Source organism: Streptomyces sp. NRRL S-350 (genome assembly GCF_000719705.1).
In the GTDB taxonomy this organism is placed as follows: domain Bacteria; phylum Actinomycetota; class Actinomycetes; order Streptomycetales; family Streptomycetaceae; genus Kitasatospora.
Window position 1 is genome coordinate 64,104 of sequence record NZ_JOHO01000006.1, and the last position, 22,227, is coordinate 86,330.

Genomic DNA, 22,227 nt, shown 5'->3' on the forward strand with positions numbered 1-22,227 from the left:
AGGCGCGAGCAGGCGCGGGCCGCTGTCGCCGTGAGCCGCCTTCAGGACCGGCCGTCGGGGCGCCGGGCACCGCTCAGGACAGGGCGCACCCGTTCGGCAGTGGGGGCATCGGCGCCGGGGCGGGCGCCATCGGGCCACCGCCCGGACGGCGGAGCGCCGGCCGCCCGCGCCTCGTCAGCCCCACCCGCCCGGGTGACCGCCACCCGGGTGCCCGCCACCCCGATGGCCCTCCCCCAGGTGGCCGCCGGCCGGGCCCGGGTACACGGGGCCCGTCGAGACCGCGCAGCCCTCGACCGGCAGCTCCTCGATCGTCTCGTTCGCGGCGGCGGGAACGCCGAGCCGGCGTACGGCGGTGGCGACCGCCGCCCGGGCCTGGCGCAGCCCGAGCGCGCCCCACCCCAGCAGCTCGACGGCGAGCCCCGGCGCGACCAGCAGCCGCCGGTAGTGCCGACCCGAGGCCGGGTCAGGCGCACTGGGACCGACCGACCGCAACCCCGCCGCCATCCGGACGCGCGCGCACTCGTTCCCGCCGTTCGCCGAGCCGACCCGGTCGTAGAGGTAGCCGAGGTAGTACGGCCGGCCGATCACCGCCTGCGCCTCCTCGGCGGCCTCCCGGGCCAGAGCGGCCGCCGGATCCCCCGCGTCCTCCGGCTCCAGCGAGCCGCCGGGCAGGGAACAGATCCCGTCCCTGGGGTTGACCAGGGTCAGCACCCGCCCGTCCGGTGCGAACAGCCACCCCCAGGACTGCTTCACGGGCAGGCCGTCCGGCACCTGCTCGCCCGGCCGCCACGGCCAGCCCGCCGTGGGGCGCCGCCGCACCTTGCCGAGGAGTTCGGCGATCTCCGCGCTGTACTCGATCGGGCTCATGCTCCCGCCTCGCGGCCCTCGGCGGAGACCTCGCCAGGGGCGTCCGCCTGCACGCGCCTCCCGGCGCCGAGCTCGCTCCGCGCGCTCATGCGTCCCCCCTCTCGCTGTCGGGCTCGCCGGACCGGCGGTGCGCGGAGGGACCTGCAGGGCGCGGTACGGAGCGGAGCGGCCGGAGCGGCGGCGTGGGGTACCGCACGCTCCTGCTGTTGATCTTCTCCGAATCTTCCCCGAACAGGCGGTCGATGAACAGTCCCCAGCGCCGCATGGCGGATGCGGAGGCGGTGAACGCCCTGATCATCCCAGCGGCTCACCCCCGTCCCTGGGGGCCGGGACACCACCGCCCCGGGAGCCCGGGAACCCGGGCAGCGGGAACCCGGGGCGCGGGTCGACCCCGGGCGGGAACGGCAGGCCGCGTGCCGCGTCGTCGGCCAGCTCGTCGAACACCTCGTGCGCGGTCATCGGCCGCAGCCGCCCGTCGGCCAGCGCCCAGCCGCGCACCGGCGGCCGCGCCCCGGCATCGCCCACCGGCGGATCCGCCGCGCCCGCGGCCGGTGCGCCGCGGGCCGCATCGCCTCGGACCGCCGCACCTCCGGCCGTCGCGCCCCCACTCCCCCCGGCCCCGGCAGGCGGCCCGGCCTGGCCACTCGCCGACGGGTCGCCGTGCAGCAGCAGCGCCCCCACACCGCCGGAGGCGACGCCCGCCGCCAGCGTGACGCAGAACGCCTCGGTGTCCCGGCCGGCGGGGTGCAGCCGGCCGCCCTCCACACAGACGTCCACCGCCGAGGTCAGCTCCTCGCCGTCCTCGGGGCCGTGGCAGCGCAGCGTCAACAGGTGGCAGCCCTCCCCCGCGCCCTCGGCCAGCGCCAGGTACACCGACGTCACGTACCGCATCACCGCCGCCATCCGGCGCTGCCCGGCCGGGTCGTCGCCGACGGCGTCCAGCAGGGCCGCGCAGGCCACGGAGATCCGGACGCGCGCCCGGTGGTCGTCCAGCAGCACCGGCAGCAGGTCGGCCAACCGCTCCCCCGCGTAGACGAACGGCTCGCCGGCCAGCTCGGGATCGCCCGCATAGGCGACCCGGGCGGCGGACGTCCGGGGATCGAGGCCGAGCGCCTCGCAGTAGTCCTCGAAGTCGTTCGCCTCCAGGACGCGCAGGTGCACCTCCAGCCCCTGCCGGTGCAGGGCCGTCAGCTGCTCCTCCACCCTCCGCAGGTAGTCCCGGTGGCCGAGCTCGCCGAACAGGCCGTACCGCGCCAGGCAGGCGAAGTCTCCGGCCCGGACGGCCAGCGCCACCGCGACCGGCTCCGGCGGCGGCGCGCCCCGGGCCCGACCGCCGCGCCGCGCCCGCGCACCGCCCCCGCCCGCACGCCCGCCCGGCGGCCGCCCTCCCCCGGGCGGTGCCGCGCCGCCGGGGCCGCCGGCCGGCGCCCCGCCGACACCCGCCCCCGGCCTCCGCCCGGCCAGCGCCAGCACCCGCCGACGCCGCCCCGCGGCGCCCACCGCCTCGCGCACCAACTCCCGCACAGCAGCCATGGCTCCTCCTGTTCCTCACTCGCCCGACCCCGACGGAGCCGACCGCCCCGTACGACGGAGCCGCCGACGTCGAGGAACATACACAGAGCCACTGACAATTCACCCCCGGTAATCGAACGCCCGGCCCGGGAAGGGCCCCGGGCGCCGTCGGGCCGCCGTCGGGCCGACCGGCGACTCGACTCGTCGGCGCTTCCCGGAGCGGGCCGCAGCAGCGGTGGCGACGGCGGCAGCGACCGAGGCGGGCCCGGACCCGTGAGACGCACACCTCCACCGATCCGGGCCGGACTGTCAGTGGTGCAAGTTAAGGTCGGGGACCATGCGACTGCTGCATACCTCCGACTGGCATCTCGGGCGTTCGTTCCACCGGGAGAGCCTGCACGACGCCCAGCGCGCCTTCCTGGACCACCTGGTGGACGTGGTCCGGGCCGAGCGCGTGGACGCCGTGCTGGTCGCGGGGGACGTGTACGACAGGGCCCTGCCGGGGCTGGAAGCCGTCGCGATGTTCGACGACGTGCTGCACCGGCTGGCGGACCTCGGGGTGCCGACGGTCTTCATCAGCGGCAACCACGACTCGGCCCGCCGGCTGGGCGTCGGGGCCCGGCTGATCGGCCGGGCCGGGATCCACCTGCGCACGGATCCGGGCGAGTGCGCCGTGCCCGTGGTGCTGGCGGACGAGCACGGGCCGGTGGCGGTCTACGGGCTGCCCTACCTGGAGCCGACGCTGGTGCGCGAGCGGTTCGGGCTGGCCAAGGGCGGCCATGCGGCGGTGCTCGCGGCGGCGATGGCCGAGGTGCGCGCCGATCTCGCGACGCGTCCGGCCGGCACCCGGGCGGTGGTGCTGGCGCACGCCTTCGTCACCGGCGGGGCACCGAGTGACAGCGAACGGGACATCGCCGTCGGCGGCGTCGCGTCGGTGCCCGCCTCGGTGTTCGACGGGGTGCACTACGTCGCGCTCGGCCACCTGCACGGCTGCCAGACGCTCGCCCCGCACCTGCGCTACAGCGGCTCGCCGCTCGCCTACTCCTTCTCCGAGGCGAAGCAGCGCAAGAGCATGTGGCTGGTCGACCTCGCGGCCGACGGCTCGGTGGCCGCCGAGCGCATCCCCTGCCCCGAACCGCGCCGCCTCGCCACCCTGCGCGACACCCTCGACGCGCTCCTCACCGACGAGGCGTACGCCGAGCACGAGCAGTCCTGGGTGCAGGCCACGCTCACCGACACGGCCCGCCCGAGCGAGCCGATGGAGAAGCTGCGCCGCCGCTTCCCGCACACGCTCCAACTGCTGTTCGACCCGGAGGAGAGCGAGGCCGAGCCGTCCCGCTCGTACGCGGCGCGGGTGAGCGGCCGGGCCGACCTGGAGGTCGCCGAGGGCTTCCTGCGGCACGTCCGCCCGGGCGCCGAGCCGGGGCCGGACGAGCTCGGCTGGCTGCGCGAGGGCTTCGAGCACGTCCGGGAGACCACCGACCGGAAGGCGGACCTGCCCCGATGAGGCTGCACCGGCTCACCGTCTCCGCCTTCGGCCCGTTCGCGGGCACCCAGACGGTCGACTTCGACACGCTCGCCGCCGGCGGGCTGTTCCTCCTGCGCGGTGCGACCGGCGCGGGCAAGAGCAGCGTGCTGGACGCCGTCTGCTTCGCCCTGTACGGCGAGACGCCCGGCGCCCGCCGGGCGAACCGGCTGCGCAGCGACCACGCCGACCCGAAGCGGCTGACCGAGGTGCGGCTGGAGTTGACCCTCGGCGGGCGGCGGCTGCAGATCACCCGCCTGCCGGAGCAGCGGCGCCCGAAGAAGGTCGGCGCCGGCACCACCGTCGAGCGCGCCCAGACGCTGCTGCGCGAGTGGGTCGCGGACTCGGGCGACGGCACGCCGGGGTGGCACGGGATCAGCAAGTCGCACCAGGAGGCCGGGGAGGAGATCCACCGGCTGATCGGCATGAACCGGGAGCAGTTCTGCCAGGTGGTGCTGCTGCCGCAGGGCGACTTCGCCCGTTTCCTCAAGGCCGACTCGGAGGAGCGCGGCAAGCTGCTGCGGCGGCTGTTCGATACCGAGCGGTACCGGCACGTCGAGGACTGGCTGGCCGAGCAGCGGCGCGCCCAGGAGGCGGCGGTCCAGGCCGGCCGGCGGCGTCTGCGCGACCTCGCCAGCAAGGCCGAGCAGGCGGCCGGGCCGGGCGCCGAGCCCCCCGAGGGCTGGGTGCCGGACACGGACTCCGACGCCGGGCTGACCGCCGGAGTGCTCGGCTGGGCCGCGGTGCTGCGCAGCGGCGCCGCCGAGCAGGCGGCCGTCGCCGAGGCCGCGCTCGCGGGCGCCGAATCCGCGCAGCGCGCGGCCCAGCGGCAGCGCGAGGCCGCCGAGGAGCTGGCCGGGCGGCAGCGCCGGCACCGGGAGGCCCTGGCCCGGGCCGAGCGGCTGGCCGGGTTCGAGCCCGCGGCGGCGGAGGACCGGCGAAGGCTGGCGGCGGCCCAGGACGCGGTCGGGGTGGAGTCCGCCCTGCGGCTGCGGGAGAGCGCGGCCGAGGCCTTCCGGCGCGCACAGGAGGCGGAACGCCTGCACCGCGCGGCGCTGGCTGCCGCACCCGGCGAGGACGGCCGGGCGCTCCGCGGAGCCGACGCCGCCGAGCTGGCCGAGGCCGAGCTGCGGCTGCGGGCCGAGGTGGTCCGGCTGGAGGCGGCCCGGGCGGAGGAGCGGCGCTGCACCGAACTCCTCCGGGAGCAGCGCTCCCTGGCGGCGGACCGGAGCGCCGCCGAGACGCTGGCCGAGGAGGCCGAGGACTGGCTGGCCGAGTTCGAGGGCGAGCTGGCCCGCCTGGAGGAGCAGCACGCCCACGCCCGGTCGGCGACCGCGAAGGTCGAGCAACTGGACGGGCAGCGCGCCGAGCTGGCCGCCCGACTGGACGCGGCCCGGGAGCGCGACGGCCTGCGCGCCGAGATCACGGCGGCCGAACCACGGGTCGCCGAGCTGCGCACCGCCGCGCTGGACGCCCGCGAGCACAGCCTGGATCTGCGCGACCGGCGGTTGGCGGGCATGGCCGCCGAACTGGCCGAACAGCTGCGGACGGGCCAGGCCTGCCGGGTCTGCGGCTCGCCCGACCACCCCGCGCCCGCCGAGGCGGCGCCCGGCAGCCGGGTCGGCGCCGAGGACGAGGAGCGGGCCCGCCGGGCGCAGGTCGTCGCCGAGCAGGCCTGGACGGCCGCGGAGCAGGCGCTCACCGCCCTCCGGGTGCGCGAGGCGACCGCCGCCGGGGCGGCCGGGCCGGACGGTCCGGACGTCCTCGCGCAGGCCCTCGCCGAGCTGGAGCGCGAGCACCGCGCTGCCCGGCACGCGGCGGAGTCGCTCGGGCGGGTCGAACAGGAGATCGCCCGGCTGTCGCAGGACCGCGCCCGCCGAGGCGACGAGCTGCGCGAGGCCAAGGAGCGCACCGCCGTCCTCACCGATCGGCTGCAGGCGCTCAACGCCGAACAGGAGGCGCTGGCCGCCAGGGTGGCGGCCGCCCGCGGCGAGGCGGCCACGGTCGCCGACCGGGCCGCGGCCCTGACCCGGCTCACCGAGGAGGTGGCCGCCGCGGCCGCCGCCGCCCGGGCCCGCGCCGAGGCGGCCGCCAGGCTCGACCAGGCCGAGGCGGAGCTGGGCAAGGCCGCCGCCACCGCGGGCTTCGCGGATGCCGGGGCGGCGCTCGCCGTACTGCTGCCCCGCGAGGAGCGCGAGCGGCTGGAGGCCCGGCTGGAGCGGCACCGCGCGGAGACCGCCGCCGTACGGCGCGAGCTGGCACTGCCCGAACTGGCCGAGGCCGCGGCCCTTCCGCCGGTCGACCTGTCCGGCGCCTCGGCCGCGCTCCGCGCGGCCACCGACCGGCTCGGGCAGGCGCACGCGGCGCGGGCGGCCGCCGACGAACGGTGCGCGGCCCTGGCCACGATCGGGCGGCAACTGGCCGGGCTCGCCGCCGAGCTGGCCCCCACGCTGGACCGGTACGAGCGGATCAACCGGCTCGCCTCGCTGGCCGCCGGCACCTCCACCGAGAACCGGCTGCGGATGCGCCTGGAGTCGTACGTCCTCGCGGCCCGGCTGGAGCAGGTCGCGGCGGCGGCCAGCGACCGGCTCGTCCGGATGTCCGGCGGCCGCTACACCCTGGTGCACAGCGACGACCGGGGCACCGGCAACAAGCGCTCGGGCCTGGCCCTGCGGGTGGTGGACGCCTGGACGGGCACCGAGCGGGACACCGCGACGCTCTCCGGCGGCGAAAGCTTCTTCGCCTCGCTCTCCCTCGCCCTCGGCCTGGCCGACGTGGTCACCGACGAAGCGGGCGGCATGCCGCTGGACACCCTGTTCATCGACGAGGGCTTCGGCACCCTCGACGAACAGTCCCTGGAGGAGGTGATGGACGTCCTCGACGGCCTGCGCGAGCGGGACCGGGCGGTCGGCATCGTCAGTCATGTCGCCGACCTGCGCGCCCGCATCCCCGCCCAACTACTGGTCCACAAGGGCCGACGCGGCTCGACCCTGGCCCTGGCCGGACGGGAGGACGCGTAAGCCGGGGGCGCGTCGGTCCCGAAGCGGTATCAGCCCGAGCAGGCGATTCGCTGCGCCTGCTGCCAGGCGCACACCGGGCACAGCGTGCTGCCCGGCTGATCGGCGGGCAGTTCGGTCGGCTCACCGCACAGCACGCAGTCGGCGCGCGGGCCGGTCGCCGTCCGATCGCGCCGCAGCGCGGCCTCGGCGTCGCCGGCGGGGGCTTGCTCGCAGACCGACCCGGTCTCGCCCGCGGAGCCCTGCGGCGCGGCTCCCCGGGTGGTGTCATCCACCCGCTGGTTCGCCTGCCGGCCCGGCCGTTCACCCCGCGGTGCGCCTGTCCGGTCTCCTGGCCGGGTGCCGGGCCGTGCGCCCGGCTGCTCGTTCGCCTGCTCGTCCGTCGCGGTCTCACCCATGCCGCCTTCCTACTCCGCCCCTCCTCCCTGCCGCAAGGCGCCCCGGTCCGGACCGGACCGCAGGCCGCCCTGATCATGCCCGCGACGCCGTCGAGCGGCCGCGCCGGCCCGAGCGCGACCAGCACGACCAGCACGACCAGCACGTCCAGGTCGAGGTCGTGTCTGCCGTCACCGAGCGCCGCCACCGTGCGCGCGACCCGGGTGGCGGTCCCCGCGACGAGCGCCCACTCGGCGTGATCCATCAGCGCGGGCGCCATCGGGGGGCAGGGGACCGCGCCGACCGGTGCCGGCCACCGCAGCCGGCAGCCCGCCGCCCTGCCCGCTCCGGCCGGTGGCTACGGTGACCAGCATGACCGCCGACCTGCGCCGCCGTCTGCTCGCCGCCCGCGCCACCGCGCCCTCCTACGCCGAGGTGGGCGCCACCCGGGGCGGACGGTTGCCGGACGGCTACGCGCATCTACGGCGCCGGGTGCACCTGGGGCGCGGCCCGGAGGTGCTGGAACGGGCCGGCCGGTTCGTGCTCGGCTGGGGCACCCAGACCGGCAGCGGCTTCGCCGTCCACCCGGGCGCCCCGGCCAGGCCCGGCGACACGGTGTTGTTGCGGCTGCGCCTGCCGGGGGTCCGGTGGCCCCGGCTGGTGATCCCCTGCCGGGTGGTGTGGACGGTGCAGGAGCCCGACCGGATCGGGTTCGCGTACGGGACGCTCCCCGGACACCCGGAGTGCGGCGAGGAGGCGTTCGTGGTGTCGATGGACGCCGAGGGCGAGGTGTGGTTCGACGTGACCGCCTTCTGCCGCCTGTCCGCCTGGTACGCCCGCCTTGGCCGTCCGATCGCCCTGCTCTGCCAGCATCTGGCGATCGAGCGCTACCTCAGCGCGGTGGCCGCCGAGGCCTCCCGCGTCGAGTGACGCGCCGCGACGCCCGCCCCGCCCCGTGACCGCCGGCCCCCGCCCGGCAGTCGACAGCCGCCGGCCCCCGCCCGGCGGCAACGGTCAGCGGGCAACTGTCAGCCCAGGAAGGACAGTCGGACGGTTCGGCGCGGATTGTCCCCGTTGGTGTCGATGAGCACCACGGACTGCCAGACGCCGAGCGCCAGTTGGCCGCCGAGCACCGGCAGGGTGGCGTGCGGGGCGACCAGTCCGGGCACCACGTGGTCCCGGCCGTGGCCGGGGCTGCCGTGCCGGTGGCGCCAGCGGTCGTCGGGCGGGAGCAGTTCGCGCAGGGTGGCGAGGAGATCGTCGTCGCTGCCGGAGCCGGTCTCCAGGACGGCGATCCCGGCGGTGGCGTGCGGGACGAAGACGTTGAGCAGACCGTCGCGCCCGGTGGCCCGCTCGTCGAGGAACGCGGCGCAGCGGTCGGTGATGTCGAGGGCGACCTCACGGCTGCCCGTGGTGATCTCGAAGGTGGTGGTCTGGAAGGGGCCGGTCGGGGTGGGGTGGTTGTTGTCCGCCATGGCGCCATCCTGGCCCAGGCCGGAGGGGCGGGCGTACCGCCTCGCCGAGTCTCCTTGCCAGGGAGGCAAACTCGCATAGGGTGAAGGGCTCGGACCACGCGGCGAGGCGCCGGGCGGGTACACCGACGACCCGGTGGACCGGGTGGTCCACCGGGTCTGGTCCCGGTCGGGACGACGGCCGGGGCGAAGCCCTAGCCGCGCCCACCGAAGAGGCTCCGGCGCAGCCGACGCAGCGGCGTCAGCAGCGAGATCCTGGTGTGGCGACGACGGGTCGCCGGGGCCTCGGCGCCGCGCGGCGTCAGCTCCCTTATCAGCCCGAGCGCTTCGGCGGTGTCGACCGCCGGAAGTGCGGGCGCGCCGAGCACGGCCAGGTGTCGTTCGATCCGGCGGCCGGTCGTGCCGACACCGCACTGGATCGCCGGCACACGGGGCCGAGTCCGCACTTGCATGTGTTCCATCAGTTTTCCCACCCCTACGAGGCGCCAGGGCCGTGAGGCGAAGACTATCCGTGACTGACGGCCTTCGCGCAACCGTCCTGGTGTTGTGCCACCGTATCGTGCGGCGTCAACTGACGATGCACCAGGGGCCATCCGACCGGTCACGACTAGGCATCAATGATGGTGCACGACCGGACATCCGTCAGCGGGGCCCGGAAGTGCGGGCCCGGCGCCCGCTCGCCCGACAACGCGCCCGGCGCGCGGGGGCGTTGCGCAGGCACACGGTACGGCACCCGTACGGCACCGCTAGGGGCCCCGGGGCGGCACCGCCGGAGCACCCCGCTGGAGCACCCTGTCGGAGCGTGCGGCCGGGCACCCGGCCGAGTGCCCGGCCCGCCCCGGGGGCGGACCTCACCGGATGACGGGCGTCCCATATAGGGGACAGCCGCCAGATCGACAAAGTGATCTTCGGGGCTGTCGCTCGATCGAGAAGCCGAGTTCATGAAGTGAACACATTCGAGGGATTGACTCCGGCGAGACGTCCAAGCAATATCTGATGCACACGCCGGTGCCCGCACCGCACCTATACGCGTGTTCGAGTGATGAAGAACTCCAGGCTCCCGCGAGCCACTGCCCGGCCGCCTCGACGCTGCGGTGGCCAGGCTCGCGCGGTGCCCGGACCGGCGGTCGGCCGTAGAGGGTCGGCTGGGCCGCCACCTGACTGCCGGTGCCGCCCCGCGAGGGGCCCGGCACCGGCGGTTCCGGCCCATCCCCGGATCCCGCCGCCCTCCGTCGGGCCGTCGCGAACCCGCCCCGAGCCGGTCCCTGCCGCCCCGAGCCGCCCCGCCAGGGCCCACGAACCCCTGCCGGGACCTCCACCGGACCCCGCTGGAGCCCCGCCCGACCCCCGCCCGGCCCTCGCACCGGACGTCCCCGCAGGTCGCGCCCGGTGGATCGGTACACTCGGCCAGCGTGTCCCTCCTCCTCAGCATCGTGCTCCCGGTCCACGGCGTGGAGCGGTACCTGCCGCGCTGCCTCGACTCGATCCTCGGCGACTCCCCCGCCCCGGAGTCCCGCTTCGAGGTGATCGCCGTCGACGACCTCTCCCCGGACGGCTCGGGCGCGATCCTGGACGCGTACGCGGCCCGCGACCCCCGGCTGCGGGTGCTGCACCTCACCGAGAACCAGGGACTCGGGGGAGCCCGCACCGCCGCCCTGCCGCAGGCACGCGGCGAGTACGTCTGGTTCCTGGACAGCGACGACTGGCTGCCCGAGCGGACGGTCAGCGTGGTCCTCGACGAGCTGGCGCAGGAGCGTCGCCGGGAGACCCCGGCCGACGTGCTGATCACCGACTTCACCCACGTCTACCCCGACGGCGGGACGGAGCCCAACCCCTGGCGCCACGTGCTGACCGGATCCCCGCTGGTCGAGGGCTGCACGCTGGCCGAGCACCCGGCGCTGTTCCAGACCGTGATGTCGGTCTGGAACAAGGTGTTCCGCCGCGACTTCCTGGACGGTCTCGGCGTCTCCTTCGGCCGCGGCTACTACGAGGACATCTCGGTCACGTACCCCGCGCTGCTGGCCGCCGAGCGACTGCGCTACCTCGACCGTCCCTGCTACTTCTACCGGCGCGGCCGGGCCGGCGCGATCACCGCCACCGCCTCCCCGAAGCACGCCGACGTGTTCGCCCAGTACGACGCGATCTTCGCCTTCCTGGACCGCCCGGGCCGCCCCGGGCGGCCCGTCCCGGACTCGCTGCGCACCCTGGTCTTCGACCGGACGGTGCGCCAGGCGCTCAACGTCTACGACACCCCCGGGCTGGTCCCCGCCGACCGGCGCAAGGACTTCTTCCAGCGGATCACCCGGCACTTCGACCGCCACCGCCCGGCGGGCTACCGCTACCCCGGCGGGGTGCGCGGCGTCCAGTACCGCCTGGCCGCGCGCGGCGCCCGGCTCGCCTACGCCGAGCTGCGCCGCACCGGCCGACTGCCGCGCGAACTCAAGCGCGGGGCGCGGGCGGTGGCGCCCGCCGTGAAGAAGGGGGTGCGCAGCGGCGCCCGGTTCACCGCCTACAACGCCTTCCGCCGGCTGCCGATGGACGAGCACCTCGCGGTCTACGCGGCGTACTGGCACCGGGGTTACGCGTGCAGCCCGGCGGCGATCTACGAGAAGGCGAAGGAACTCGCGCCGCAGGTCCGGGGCGTGTGGGTGGTGGAGAACCGTCGGCAGGCCGCCACGCTGCCGCCCGGGGTGCCGTACGTGATCGTCAACACCCCCGCCTACCTCAAGGTGATGGCGACCGCCAAGTACTTCGTCAACAACGTCAACTTCCCGCGCACGATGGCCAAGCGACCCGGCTCGGTGCACGTCCAGACCCAGCACGGCACCCCGCTCAAGGCCATGGGCATGGACCTGCGCGACCGCCCCGCGGCAGCGGAGGGCATGGACTTCGACCTGCTCCAGGAGGCCATCGACCGCTGGGACTTCCTGGTCTCCCCGAACCCGCACACCAGCGAGCACTTCGCCCGCGCCTTCCCCGGCCGGTACGAGATGCTGGACACCGGCTACCCGCGCAACGACCGGCTGGCCACCGCCACCCCGGACGAAGTGAGCGCGATGCGCGAGCGGTTCGGGCTGCAGCCGGACACCAGGGCCGTCCTGTACGCGCCGACCCACCGCGGCGGCAAGGGCGGCTACGTGCCGCTGCTGGACATCGCCGGACTGGCCCGGGAACTGGGGCCCGGCTTCACGCTGCTGGTGCGCACCCACTACTTCCACACCGGCGGGCCGGGGGACCTGGCGGCCGACGGGGATGCCGCGCGGATCGTGGACGTCTCGGCGCACCCGACCGTCGAGGACCTCTACCTCGTTGCGGACGTGCTGGTGACGGACTACTCGTCGATGATGTTCGACTACGCGGTGCTGGACCGGCCGGTGGTGATCTTCGCACCGGACTGGGAGGAGTACCAACGGGAGCGCGGCGTCTACTTCGACCTGTTCGCGGAGCCTCCGGGCGCGGTCGCGGAGACCGCGGAGGAGCTGGCGGAGGAACTGCTGGCCGGCGATCCCGCACCGAGGGCGCGGGCGCGGTTCCGGGCGAAGTTCTGCGTCTGGGACGACGGCGGGGCGGCGGAACGGGTGGTGCGCCGGGTGTTCCCGGTCGAGAAGCCGTGAAGCGGTGAAGCCGTGACGCGGTGAAGCGGTGAAGCGGTGAAGCCGTGAAGCGGTGAAGCCGTGAAGCGGTAGGGGCCCAGGGCCCGGGGCCCGGCGGTCCGGCGGGCGGTGGGGCCTCCGGACGGGGCCGGTGCGTCCGCTACGGCGGCGACCGGCCCCGTCGGCGCGAGGTCAGCGCCGGCGGGCGGCCAGGAACTCCTCGAAGGTCAGCACACCGTCGTGGTTGGTGTCCATGCTGTGGATCAGCGCCTCGGCCATCGAGAGGGTGACGTCGTGGTCGCCCATCTCGTTCGCGGCCAGTGCGTACTCGGACGCGGTGATCCGGCCGTCACCGTCCTTGTCGAAGCGGTCGAAAAAGGCCTTGATCGCCTCGGTGGTCTCCATCGTGCCCTCCTGGGGTACTGCGGGGTCGTGCTCGGTTCGGACGGCGGTACCCTACCCGGCCGTGGTGTTCGCCACGGTCGCCGGGAGTGGACGGGCGCGGGGGTGGGTGTCGTAGTCTGCGGATCTGTTGCAGGCCCGGGCACCTCCCGGGCGGTCGTTCGTCCAGGGAGGGAACCATGCTCGACCTCGTCACCAAGCTGGTGCTGAAACCGGTTTCGCGCGGAATCTGGCGGCCGGTCATCGAGGGGATCGAGAACGTTCCGCGCAAGGGCGGGGTCATCCTCGCCAGCAACCACCTGTCCTTCATCGACAGCGTGGTGATCCCGCTGACCGCCCCGCGCCGGGTCCACTTCCTCGCCAAGGCCGAGTACTTCACCGGCACCGGGCTCAAGGGCCGGCTCTCCAAGGACTTCTTCGAGGCGATCGGCGCGGTGCCGGTCGAGCGCGGCACCTACCGTTCCGCTCAGGCCTCGCTGGAGTCGGCACTGGAGATCCTGGAGTCGGGCAAGGCGTTCGGCATCTATCCCGAGGGCACCCGCTCGCTGGACGGTCGGCTCTACCGGGGCAAGACGGGCGTCGCGTGGCTGGCGCTGACCGCGGGCGTGCCGGTGGTGCCGGTGGCGTTGGAGGGGCCCGAGGAGATCCTGCCGGTGGGCAAGCGGGTGCCCCGGCTCAAGAAGGTGACGGTCCGCTTCGGCGAACCGCTGCACTTCGACGAGCTGCACGGGCAGGCCCGCTCCCTGAAGGCCCGTCGGCAGGTGACCGACGAGGTGATGGCGGCGATCCAGCGGCTCTCCGGCCAGGAGGTCGCGGACAGCTACAACGAGGCACCGAAGGCGGCCTAGCGGTGGGCCCCGCCTGCGCGGGCTCGGACGGCGAACTCGGACAGCAGGCTCGGACGGCAGGCTCGGACGGCGGGCAACTGCGGGCACCTGCGGGCACCTGCAGGCAACTGCGGGCGACGACGGGCTCTGGCGACCGGTTCGGCCTGCGGGTTCCGGCCGACGACGTAAGCGCCGCCGGCCCGGTGCGCGCGCTCAGGCGTGGCCGAGGGCGGCCTCCGGCAGGGCGGGCGCCTCCGGCGCCTCCCGGCGCAGCAGGGCCGCGTACCGGCCGTCCAGCTCCACCAGTTCCTCGTGCGTGCCGAGTTCGACCACCTCGCCGTGGTCCAGGACGGCGATCTGGTCGGCGGCGCGGACGGTGGAGAGCCGGTGCGCGATGGTGATGGTGGTCCGTCCGGCGGCCAGGGTGTCGACGGCCTGCTGGACGGCGCGTTCGGTGCGGTTGTCGAGCGCGCTGGTGGCCTCGTCCAGGATGAGCACGGGCGGGTTGCGCAGGATCGTCCGGGCGAGTGCGAGGCGCTGCTTCTCGCCGCCGGAGAAGCGGTAGCCGCGCTCGCCGACCAGGGTGTCGTAGCCGTCCGGCAGGGCCGCGATGGTCTCGTGGACCTGCGCGGCCCGGGCGGCCGCGACCAGTTCGGCGTCGGTGGCGCCGGGTTTGGCGAAGCGCAGGTTCTCGGCGACCGAGGCGTGGAAGAGGTAGGTCTCCTGGGAGACCACGCCGACCGCGCGGGCCAGGGTGTCGAAGGAGAGCTCGCGCACGTCCACACCGTCCAGGGTGACCCGGCCGCCGGTGACGTCGTACAGCCGCGGGACGAGGTAGCTGAGGGTGGTCTTGCCGGAGCCGGTCTCGCCGACCACGGCCAGGGAACTGCCGGCCGGGACCTTCAGGTCGAGTCCGGCGAGGGTCGGGCGCTCCTGCGCGGGGTCGTAGCGGAAGTCGACGTGTTCGAAGCGGACCTCGCCGCGGATTTCGGTGAGGGTGACCGGCTCGGCCGGCTCGGCGATCTCCACGGGCAGGTCGAGGTACTCGAAGATGCGCTGGAAGAGGGCGAGCGAGGTCTGCACGTCCACGCCGGTGGACAGCAGGCTCACGGTCGGGCGGAAGAGGCCCTGCTGGAGGGTGACGAAGGCGACCAGGGTGCCGACGGAGACGATCGGCGCGCCGGCGGCGGAGGTCAGGCCGGCCGCCCAGTAGATCAGGGCGGGCATCGCGGCCATCACGATCTGGATGGTGTTCATCCGCCAGCGCCCGGCCATGCTGGCCCGGACCTCGAGGTCGGCGAGCTGGTCGGACTGCTCGGTGAACTCGCGGGCGAGCGAGTCGGAGCGGCCCATCGTGCGGCCGAGCAGGATGCCGCTGACGGAGAGCGACTCCTGGACCGCCGAGCTCAGCACGGCCAGCTGCTTCTGCCGCTCGGTGGTGATCTTCTTGCGCTCCTGGCCGACCCGGCGGCTGATCCAGACGAACAGCGGGAGCAGGAGGAGGGAGACGACGGTCAGCCGCCAGTCGAGGGCGACCATGGCGACGACGGAGGCGACCACCGCGGTGAGGTTGGAGACCAGGCTGGTGGCGGTGGAGGTCACCGTGGACTGCATGCCGCCGATGTCGTTGGCGATCCTGGACTGCACCTCGCCGGTGCGGGTGCGGGTGAAGAAGGCCAGCGACTGGCGCTGCAGGTGGCCGTAGACGGCGGTGCGCAGGTCGTGCATCACGCGCTGGCCGACGGTGGTGGAGATCAGCGTCTGCAGCACGTTGAAGATGCTGTTCACCACGGCGGTGAGGATCATCCCGAGTGCGAGCAGGGTGAGCAGCCCGGTGCGGCCCTGCGGGATGGCGGTGTCCAGCACGGCCTTCAGCAGGAACGGCGAGACCACCGACACGACGGCCGAGGCGGCGACGAGCAGCCCGACGGTGGTGAGGCGGCCGCGGTACGGGCGGAAGAGCGCGAGGATGCGCCGCCACGGGGCCGGCGGGCGGGGTTCGCCCTCGGCGCGCTCGGGCGGAGTCCAGTCGATGGTGGCGGTCCTCAAGAACGGGCCTCCCTGGGTCGGACGGTCGGGGACGGTCGGGCGGGATCAACATAGCGAGGATAGCTCATATTTAGACAAGCTAATAGTGAGAGTCAATCCATTCCCGCCCGACCGTGGACGCGCTCCGAGCAGCGCTGCCCCCGGCGGCCGTCCGACCGCCAAGGCCCGCGCCGACCCACCGTCCGGCCACCGGTGGGTCCGAGCACGGGCCGTCCGGCCGCCCTGCCGTCAGTCGGTGCGGTAGGTGCGCGCCGCCTTGGAGGAGAAGCCGCCGAGCCCGCCGGAGGGCAGGACCCGCGCGAGGGCGACCACGGCCTTGTACCGCTTGCCCGGCACGGACAACGACCGGCCGCGGGCCAGGTCGCGCATCGCCTCGTCCACCACCCGCTCGGCCGAGAGCCAGGACCACGAGGGGATGTTGCCGGTGCCCATGCCGGCCCGCTGGTGGAACTCGGTGCGGGTGAAGCCCGGGCAGAGGGCCATCATCCGCACGCCCGTACCGCCGAGGTCGCGCAGCACGCCCTGGGTGAAGCTGACCACCCAGGCCTTGCTGGCCCCGTACGTGCCGCGCGGCAGGAAGGCCGCCACCGAGGCGACGTTGACGATCGCGCCCCGGCGGCGCTCGCGCATCCCCGGCAGCGCTGCCGTGGTCAGTCGCAGGATCGCCTCGATGTGCACCTTCACCATGTCCAGCTCGTCCTGGAGCGGGACGGTCCCGAACTGGCCCTTGTTGCCGAAGCCGGCGTTGTTGATCAGGAGGTCCACCGGGCGGGCGGAGTCGGCGAGCCGGGCCTCGACGGCGCCGATGCCCTCCTCGGTCGCGAGGTCGGCGGTCAGCACTTCGGCGTCGACGCCGTACTTTCCGTGCAGGTCCGCGGCGGCGCGCTCCAGGCGCTCGGTGTCCCGCGCCACCAGGACGAGCTGGTAGCCGCTGCGGGCGAGCCGGCGCGCGAACGCGGCTCCGATGCCGGCGGTCGCGCCGGTGATCAAGGCTGTGGTCATGCCCCGACCGTACCGACTCGCCGCAACCGGGCCCACACCGAGTGCAACATCCCTGCTCACGGGGTTGCGGATGCAGGCGTTCGATCGTGCTCGTAGTGTCGGACAGGGGCACCGCCCGACCGGGCGGCGAAATCCAGTCGAGGAGGCACATCTGATGCTTACTCAGTTCCGGACCGAAACGGCCTCGACGTCACCCAGCGCGACGTCCACCGAGGCCGAGACACTCGCGAGCCTGATGGTGGAGGACGAGGCCGTCGTGTCCGACGCGCCCACGTACCTGCCCGAGGCCGCCGGCGCGGCGTTGCTCGCCGCGCTGCTGCTGCTCTCGCCGAAGGGCCCCAAGGAGAAGCCGACCCGGTAGACCCGGCTCCTCCCCTCACCGGGCCCCGGGCCCGTGACCAATCCTCCCGAAGGGGGACCCAACCACCATGGCAACCGCCGAAACTCCCCTCCGCGACGAGTACGCCGCGGCGGTCGAGCAGGTGGCAGGCCGCGTCCTCGCCGTCCTCCGGGACGGCGAGGCCGTGACCGCGCTCGCGGCTCCCGGCACGGTCGTGCCCCGCCCGCTGCTGGCCGCAGTCCGGGTGACCGGCGCGGACCTCTTCGCGCCGCAGCTGTTCACCGGGGCCGACCCCGACGAAACGGACGCCGCGCTGCTGGCCGAGGCGCGACGGGCGCTGCCCGCTCCCGCCCCCTCGTCCGAGCAGGCCGCGGCGGTGATCGGATGGCAGGACTGGGCGGCCGGCCAGCTGCTCGCCCGCACGGCGTACGCGGGCGCCGTGCCCGTGCCCGCGCCACTGCCCGGGCCCGACGCCCTCGGCTGGCTGGACTGGTCGAAGCGCATGGCGCAGCTGTCCGTCCTGGCGTTGCCCACCCTCGACGGCCCGGTGCACGACACCGCCCGCGCGAACACCCTGGACCTCGCCCGCGGAACCGTCCGCTGCATGCTCCGGCGCGACCTCGCCACCGCCGTCCGGCTCGCCCGGTGGCTCGCCTGGGCGCGCGCCGACGGTCGGCCGCTCCGGCTCGAGCTCGAACCCGTGCTGGACCGGATCCGCCTGGCCGGCGACGGAACCGCCCGCTCCGTACTCGAACTCACCATCGCCCGACGCCTGCTGAACGGAGCGCCGAGATGACCGACACCACGGTGCTCGCCACCGCCCAGCAGCTCGGCTCCCGGTCCCTCGCCTGGCTGCACGACCGCTACCAGCGCGGCTACGGCCGGCTGGAGGAGAGCACCATCGTCGACCTCGCCGATCCGGACGACGTCTACAAGCCCCTCTGCGAGGCGGCCATGGCCTCCTCCCTGGTGCTGCGCGACGGCGTCGCCGGGCCGCACGACGCCCGGCTCGCACGGGAACTCCTCGACACCGCCTGGTCCCAGCTGAACGACGGCACCCTGCTCTACGAACGGCAGCTGCGGCACGTCACCCTCATCGACCCGCTGGAGACGTACGGCCACTTCGCCCGGGCCGGCTACCGCCACGCCGCCATGGAGGAACTGCTCGACTCCCTCGGCCGGCTCCGAGCCGTGCACGCCGTCGAGATCCAGGGCAGCCGCCGGCTCGCCCTCGCCAACGCCCGGCGGATCGCGGGCCTCGAACACCAGCCGGACTGGGACTCACTGATCCGGAGCACCTGGCTCTCCGCCCTTCCCGAACCGTGGACCATCGCCTGGGTGATCGCCTACCAGGTCACCCACACCGTCTTCCACGTCACCGACTGGGGTGCCCGGCCCGAATGCCTGCCCGAGCCGATGCGCGACTACCTGCGCGACTGGCTGCCGGTCTGGCTCGACATCTGGCTGGAGATCGAGCAGTGGGACCTCGCGGCCGAACTGCTCGTCGTCGACTCGTGCATCGGGGAACCGGTCACCGGCCGGGTCGGCTGGGAGGCGCTGGCGGCGATCCAGCAGCCGGACGGGCTGATCCCGTGCGAGGGCCCGGCGCCCGATCACGACGACCCGGAGGAGGCCTTCCGCCGGCACTGCCACACCGCGGTGGTCGGGGTGGTCGCCGCCAACGTCGCACTCTCGCGGGCGCTCGGCGGCACACCGGTGGTGGCGTGAGCGAACTGGAATCCGCGATCGCGGCGGCGGTGCGGGCTGCCGAGCCGTACGCGACCGCCGTCATCGTGGGCGTGGTCCGCGAGGGCCGGGAGGAGTTCCGGTGCCACGGGAACCTGGAGCGTCCCGGGCGTGGCCCGATGAGCCGCTGCACGCCGGACACCGTCTTCGAACTGGGTTCGGTCAGCAAGACGTTCACCGCGCTGCTGCTCGCCGAGATGGCCGCGGGCGGTGAACTCGCCCTGAACGACCCGGTGGAGAAGCACCTGCCGACCGATTGGCAGCCGGTGACAGTGCGTTCGGGCCCGTCAGCGGACCCGTGGCGGGGGTCGTCGGCGGGCGTGTGGCCGCGCTCGCGTTCCCGTTCGCGTTCGCCTTCCCGGCAGCCGGAGCCGGAGCCGATCCGGCTGCTGCACCTGGCCACCCACACCTCGGGCCTGCCACGGCTGCCGCCCGGACTGCTCCTCGGGGCCGCCCGGAACTGGTCCGGCAACCCGTACGCCGCCTTCGGCGAGGAGCAGTTGCGCACCGCACTGGCCCGAACCACCGTCCGCCACCCGCCCGGCAGCCGGTACCGGTACTCCAACTACGGCGTCGGACTACTCGGCCGGCTGCTCGCCGAGACGGGCGGCCTGCCGTACGGGCACCTGCTCGCCGAACGTGTCTGCCGACCACTGGGCCTCGCCGCCACCGGTTGTTCCCCGGACTCGCCCGTCCGGCCGGACTCGCCCGAACCGCCGGTCCTGGCGACCGGCTACCGGCGCGGGCGTGCGCTCCCGCCGTGGCGCATCCCCGGCCTGCCGGGGGCGGGCGCGATCCGCTCGAGCGGAGCCGACCTCCTGCGCTTCCTCCGCGCTCACCTCGACGGAAGCGCGCACCTCGACGGAGGCGCGCACCTCGACGGAGGCGCGCTCGACGGAGGCGCGCACCTCGACGGACCGCAACCCGCCGAGGGAAGCGCCACGTTGAAGGAAGCTCTGAGCGAGGTCCAGCGGGCGCGGCTGCGACTGCCGCGTTCGGCCGACGAAATGTGCCTGGTCTGGAACCGCCGCCACTCGGGCGGGCGTGACCTGTACTTCCACACTGGGGGGACCAGGGGGTTCACGGCCTTCGTGGGATTCGCCCCGGAGGCGGCGACCGCCGTCGCCGTGCTCGCCAACACCGGGCCGACGTTCGACGGGCGGTTCGTCCAGGCCGGGTACGAGGTGCTGCGGACCGCCGGTCGTCCGGTCTAGTCCTGCAACGGTGCCGTCCTAGGCCGCGACCGCCTTGGCCCGGTCCGCCGCGATGTGCACGGCCAGGCCGGCGAGGACCGTACCCATGACGTAGCGCTGGATCCGCAGCCAGGCCGGGCGGTGGTTGAGGAAGGCGGCGATGCTGCCCGCGCTCATCGCGATCAGGCCGTTGACGGTGATCGCGATCGCGATCTGGGTCAGGCCCAGGAGCAGGCTCTGCAGGGCGACGTGGCCGCGCTCCGGCGCCACGAACTGAGGCAGCAGCGAGATGTACATGATGGCGATCTTGGGGTTGAGCAGGCAGGTCAGGAACCCCATCGCGAACAGCCGGCGAGGCGGGTCGGGTGGCAGCTGCTGCGGGGCGAACACCGCCGTGCCACCCGGCTTGACCGCCTTCCACGCCAGCCAGAGCAGGTAGCCGGCGCCGGCCAGCTTGATCGCGGTGTAGAGGGCGGGCACCACCGAGAACACTGCGGCCACCCCCGCCGTCACCGCGACCAGGTAGACCAGGAAGCCGGCCGCGACCCCGGTCAGCGAGACCAGTCCGGCGCGGCGGCCCTGCGCGATCGAACGCGAGACCAGGTAGATCATGTTGGGCCCGGGCGACAGCACCATGCCCAGCGCCACGGCGGCGATCCCGAGCACGGCGTGGCCGCTCACGGCGGATGTCAAGGCGTCCATGGGAGGAGGCTAGGGCGAGCGATCACCTCGGTGCAATGATGACTTTGCGCTCGGTGCAATGTGCCTCGCGACCGACGACCCCGGAGGGCCGCGCCCACGATGGACGACTACCGCCTGCTCGCCGACCGGATCGCCGCCGACATCGCGGACGGACGACTGCGGCCCAGCCAACAACTGCCCACCCAGCGCGCGTTCGCACGCAGCCACCGCATCGCCCCCTCCACGGCGGGCCGCGTCTACCGGGAGCTGACCCGGCGCGGACTGACCGTCGGCGAAGTCGGGCGCGGCACCTTCGTCCGGGCCGGACGCGCGGCGGACGGCGGACAGGTCGCGCTCGCCGAACCGGCCGCCGCCCGCGTGGACCTGGAGCTCAACTACCCGGCCGTTCCCGGGCAGGCCGAACTGCTCTCCGGCGCGCTCGCGCCCCTTCTGCGCGCGGATGCGCTCGGGGACGCGCTGCGGCCGGTCGGGGCGGCCGGGACGGGCGCAGCCCGGCGGGCGTTCGCCGCGCTTGCGGGTACGGGGACAGCGGGTACGGCGTCGGCGGGTACGGCGTCGGCGGGCGCCGGGTCAGCGGGCGGCTGTTGGGGCGTCGACCCCGAAGACCTCCTGTTCGCGGGCAACGGACGGCAGGCCATCGCCGGGGCGCTCTCCGCCCTGGTCCCGCCCGGGCAGCGGCTGGGAGTGGAGGCGCTGACCTACCCGGTGGTCAAAGCGACCGCCGAACGGCTGGGCATCGTCCTGGTACCACTGGCGATGGACGAGCACGGGCTGCTGCCGGAGGCCGTCACGGCCGCCCACCGGGCGGCGCCCCTCCGGGCCGTGTACGTGCAGCCACGGCTGCAGAACCCGCTCGGCGTGAGCCTGCGGCCCGAGCGGGCGGCGGCGCTCGCCGAGGAGTTCCGGCGGCTCGACCTGCCGGTGGTCGAGGACGCCGTCTGGTCCTTCCTCCGGCCCGAACTCGCGCCGCTGGCCGCGCTGGTGCCGGAGCGCACCGTACTCGTGGACAGCCTCTCCAAGCGGCTCGCCCCCGGCCTGACCACCGGGTTCGCGGTCGTCCCGGGCATGCTGCGCGAGCAGGTGGCCGGCGCGCTGCGCTCGGGCGGGTGGACACCGAGCGCCTTCGCGCTGGAGGCGGCGGTGCGCTGGATCGCGGAGGGCGCGCCCTCTGTGGTCGAGGCGGCGAAACGGGCCGACGCGGCGGCCAGGCAGCTGCTGGCGCGGGAGGTGCTGGCGGGGCGGCGAGTGCAGGCCGACCCGTGCTCGTACTACCTGTGGTGGGAGCTTCCGGGTGGCTGGCGGGCCGAGACCTTCGTCGCGGCGGCGGCGCGCGCCGGAATCTCGGTCACCCCCGCGACGGCGTTCACCGTGGACCCGCGGCTCTCGCCGCCCGCCGTCCGGGTCGGGCTCGCCTCTCCGCCGCTGCCGGTGCTGGCTCGGGCGTTGGAGACGCTGGCCCGAATCGCGGATTGCGGCGGACCGACAGCAGACAGATGACAGCTGACAGATTTCGAAAGTTGTCATCTGTCAGCTGTCATCCGTTCGCTGTCATCCGTCTGCCGCCATCCGTCTGCCGGCATCCGTCGGCGGTCGGCCGCGCTCTCG

19 protein-coding genes are annotated in these 22,227 nt (G+C 74.7%); 10 read left to right on the forward strand and 9 right to left on the reverse strand.

What is annotated here, in order from left to right:
* Positions 1–174 precede the first annotated feature (174 nt).
* The gene (locus tag IF30_RS48570; RefSeq protein ID WP_063752536.1) at positions 175–867 is read right to left on the reverse strand and encodes a hypothetical protein; all 693 of its coding nucleotides are present in this window, start codon (positions 865–867) and stop codon (positions 175–177) included.
* A gap of 294 nt (positions 868–1,161) precedes the next feature.
* Entirely contained in the window at positions 1,162–2,400 is a 1,239-nt protein-coding gene (locus IF30_RS0108185) for a hypothetical protein (protein ID WP_158834836.1), read from the reverse strand.
* A gap of 316 nt (positions 2,401–2,716) precedes the next feature.
* Between IF30_RS0108185 and IF30_RS0108190 the strand changes: the two genes are divergently transcribed.
* Positions 2,717–3,886, forward strand: coding sequence for an exonuclease SbcCD subunit D (locus IF30_RS0108190; RefSeq protein ID WP_030234097.1), 1,170 nt, complete (start codon positions 2,717–2,719; stop codon positions 3,884–3,886).
* On the forward strand, positions 3,883–6,924 hold the full coding sequence (locus IF30_RS0108195; RefSeq protein WP_030234101.1) for an AAA family ATPase: 3,042 nt from the start codon (positions 3,883–3,885) through the stop codon (positions 6,922–6,924). The genes IF30_RS0108190 and IF30_RS0108195 overlap by 4 nt, the downstream gene beginning before the upstream one ends.
* A 29-nt stretch (positions 6,925–6,953) precedes the next feature.
* Here the strand turns inward: IF30_RS0108195 and IF30_RS41115 are convergent, their stop codons facing one another.
* Positions 6,954–7,319, reverse strand: coding sequence for a hypothetical protein (locus IF30_RS41115; RefSeq protein WP_037899298.1), 366 nt, complete (start codon positions 7,317–7,319; stop codon positions 6,954–6,956).
* Between the two features lie 349 nt (positions 7,320–7,668).
* Between IF30_RS41115 and IF30_RS0108205 the strand changes: the two genes are divergently transcribed.
* The gene (locus IF30_RS0108205) at positions 7,669–8,226 is read left to right on the forward strand and encodes a DUF1990 family protein (RefSeq protein WP_051709477.1); all 558 of its coding nucleotides are present in this window, start codon (positions 7,669–7,671) and stop codon (positions 8,224–8,226) included.
* 98 nt (positions 8,227–8,324) lie between these two features.
* On the opposite strand, the gene IF30_RS0108210 is transcribed toward IF30_RS0108205, so the two are convergent.
* Positions 8,325–8,771: a YjbQ family protein gene (locus IF30_RS0108210; protein ID WP_051709479.1), complete on the reverse strand. Its 447-nt coding sequence runs from the start codon at positions 8,769–8,771 to the stop codon at positions 8,325–8,327.
* A 191-nt stretch (positions 8,772–8,962) separates the two neighbouring features.
* Positions 8,963–9,229 (reverse strand): hypothetical protein, encoded by a 267-nt coding sequence (locus tag IF30_RS0108215; protein WP_078891221.1) that lies wholly within the window; start codon positions 9,227–9,229, stop codon positions 8,963–8,965.
* 951 nt (positions 9,230–10,180) lie between these two features.
* On the opposite strand from IF30_RS0108215, the gene IF30_RS0108220 reads away from it, so the two are divergent.
* Positions 10,181–12,382, forward strand: coding sequence for a bifunctional glycosyltransferase/CDP-glycerol:glycerophosphate glycerophosphotransferase (locus IF30_RS0108220; protein WP_030234114.1), 2,202 nt, complete (start codon positions 10,181–10,183; stop codon positions 12,380–12,382).
* 171 nt (positions 12,383–12,553) lie between these two features.
* On the opposite strand, the gene IF30_RS0108225 is transcribed toward IF30_RS0108220, so the two are convergent.
* Positions 12,554–12,766, reverse strand: a complete 213-nt coding sequence (locus IF30_RS0108225; protein WP_030234117.1) for an EF-hand domain-containing protein — start codon at positions 12,764–12,766, stop codon at positions 12,554–12,556.
* Positions 12,767–12,942: 176 nt separating this feature from the next.
* Here IF30_RS0108225 and IF30_RS0108230 point away from each other — a divergent pair, with 176 nt between their 5' ends.
* Positions 12,943–13,611 (forward strand): lysophospholipid acyltransferase family protein, encoded by a 669-nt coding sequence (locus tag IF30_RS0108230; RefSeq protein WP_030234120.1) that lies wholly within the window; start codon positions 12,943–12,945, stop codon positions 13,609–13,611.
* 192 nt (positions 13,612–13,803) lie between these two features.
* Here IF30_RS0108230 and IF30_RS0108235 read toward each other — a convergent pair whose 3' ends face one another.
* Together IF30_RS0108235 and IF30_RS0108240 are read right to left on the reverse strand one after the other, a co-directional pair.
* Complete coding sequence (locus tag IF30_RS0108235; RefSeq protein WP_030234122.1) at positions 13,804–15,639, reverse strand: ABC transporter ATP-binding protein; 1,836 nt, start codon at positions 15,637–15,639, stop codon at positions 13,804–13,806.
* A gap of 228 nt (positions 15,640–15,867) precedes the next feature.
* Complete coding sequence (locus IF30_RS0108240) at positions 15,868–16,641, reverse strand: SDR family NAD(P)-dependent oxidoreductase (RefSeq protein ID WP_030234125.1); 774 nt, start codon at positions 16,639–16,641, stop codon at positions 15,868–15,870.
* A gap of 154 nt (positions 16,642–16,795) precedes the next feature.
* Between IF30_RS0108240 and IF30_RS0108245 the strand changes: the two genes are divergently transcribed.
* From IF30_RS0108245 to IF30_RS0108260, 4 genes are all read left to right on the forward strand, one after another.
* On the forward strand, positions 16,796–17,002 hold the full coding sequence (locus tag IF30_RS0108245; RefSeq protein ID WP_030234128.1) for a hypothetical protein: 207 nt from the start codon (positions 16,796–16,798) through the stop codon (positions 17,000–17,002).
* Between the two features lie 67 nt (positions 17,003–17,069).
* The gene (locus IF30_RS0108250; RefSeq protein ID WP_030234130.1) at positions 17,070–17,777 is read left to right on the forward strand and encodes a hypothetical protein; all 708 of its coding nucleotides are present in this window, start codon (positions 17,070–17,072) and stop codon (positions 17,775–17,777) included.
* The gene (locus IF30_RS0108255) at positions 17,774–18,709 is read left to right on the forward strand and encodes a DUF6895 family protein (protein ID WP_030234133.1); all 936 of its coding nucleotides are present in this window, start codon (positions 17,774–17,776) and stop codon (positions 18,707–18,709) included. The genes IF30_RS0108250 and IF30_RS0108255 overlap by 4 nt, the downstream gene beginning before the upstream one ends.
* Positions 18,706–19,941, forward strand: coding sequence for a serine hydrolase domain-containing protein (locus IF30_RS0108260; RefSeq protein WP_051709481.1), 1,236 nt, complete (start codon positions 18,706–18,708; stop codon positions 19,939–19,941). Before IF30_RS0108255 ends, IF30_RS0108260 begins: the two co-directional genes overlap by 4 nt.
* Before the next feature lie 18 nt (positions 19,942–19,959).
* On the opposite strand, the gene IF30_RS0108265 is transcribed toward IF30_RS0108260, so the two are convergent.
* A complete protein-coding gene (locus tag IF30_RS0108265) occupies positions 19,960–20,622 on the reverse strand; it encodes a LysE family translocator (protein WP_030234138.1) in 663 nt (220 codons plus the stop codon).
* 99 nt (positions 20,623–20,721) lie between these two features.
* On the opposite strand from IF30_RS0108265, the gene IF30_RS0108270 reads away from it, so the two are divergent.
* Positions 20,722–22,119, forward strand: coding sequence for a PLP-dependent aminotransferase family protein (locus IF30_RS0108270; protein WP_030234142.1), 1,398 nt, complete (start codon positions 20,722–20,724; stop codon positions 22,117–22,119).
* Positions 22,120–22,227: the final 108 nt, after the last annotated feature.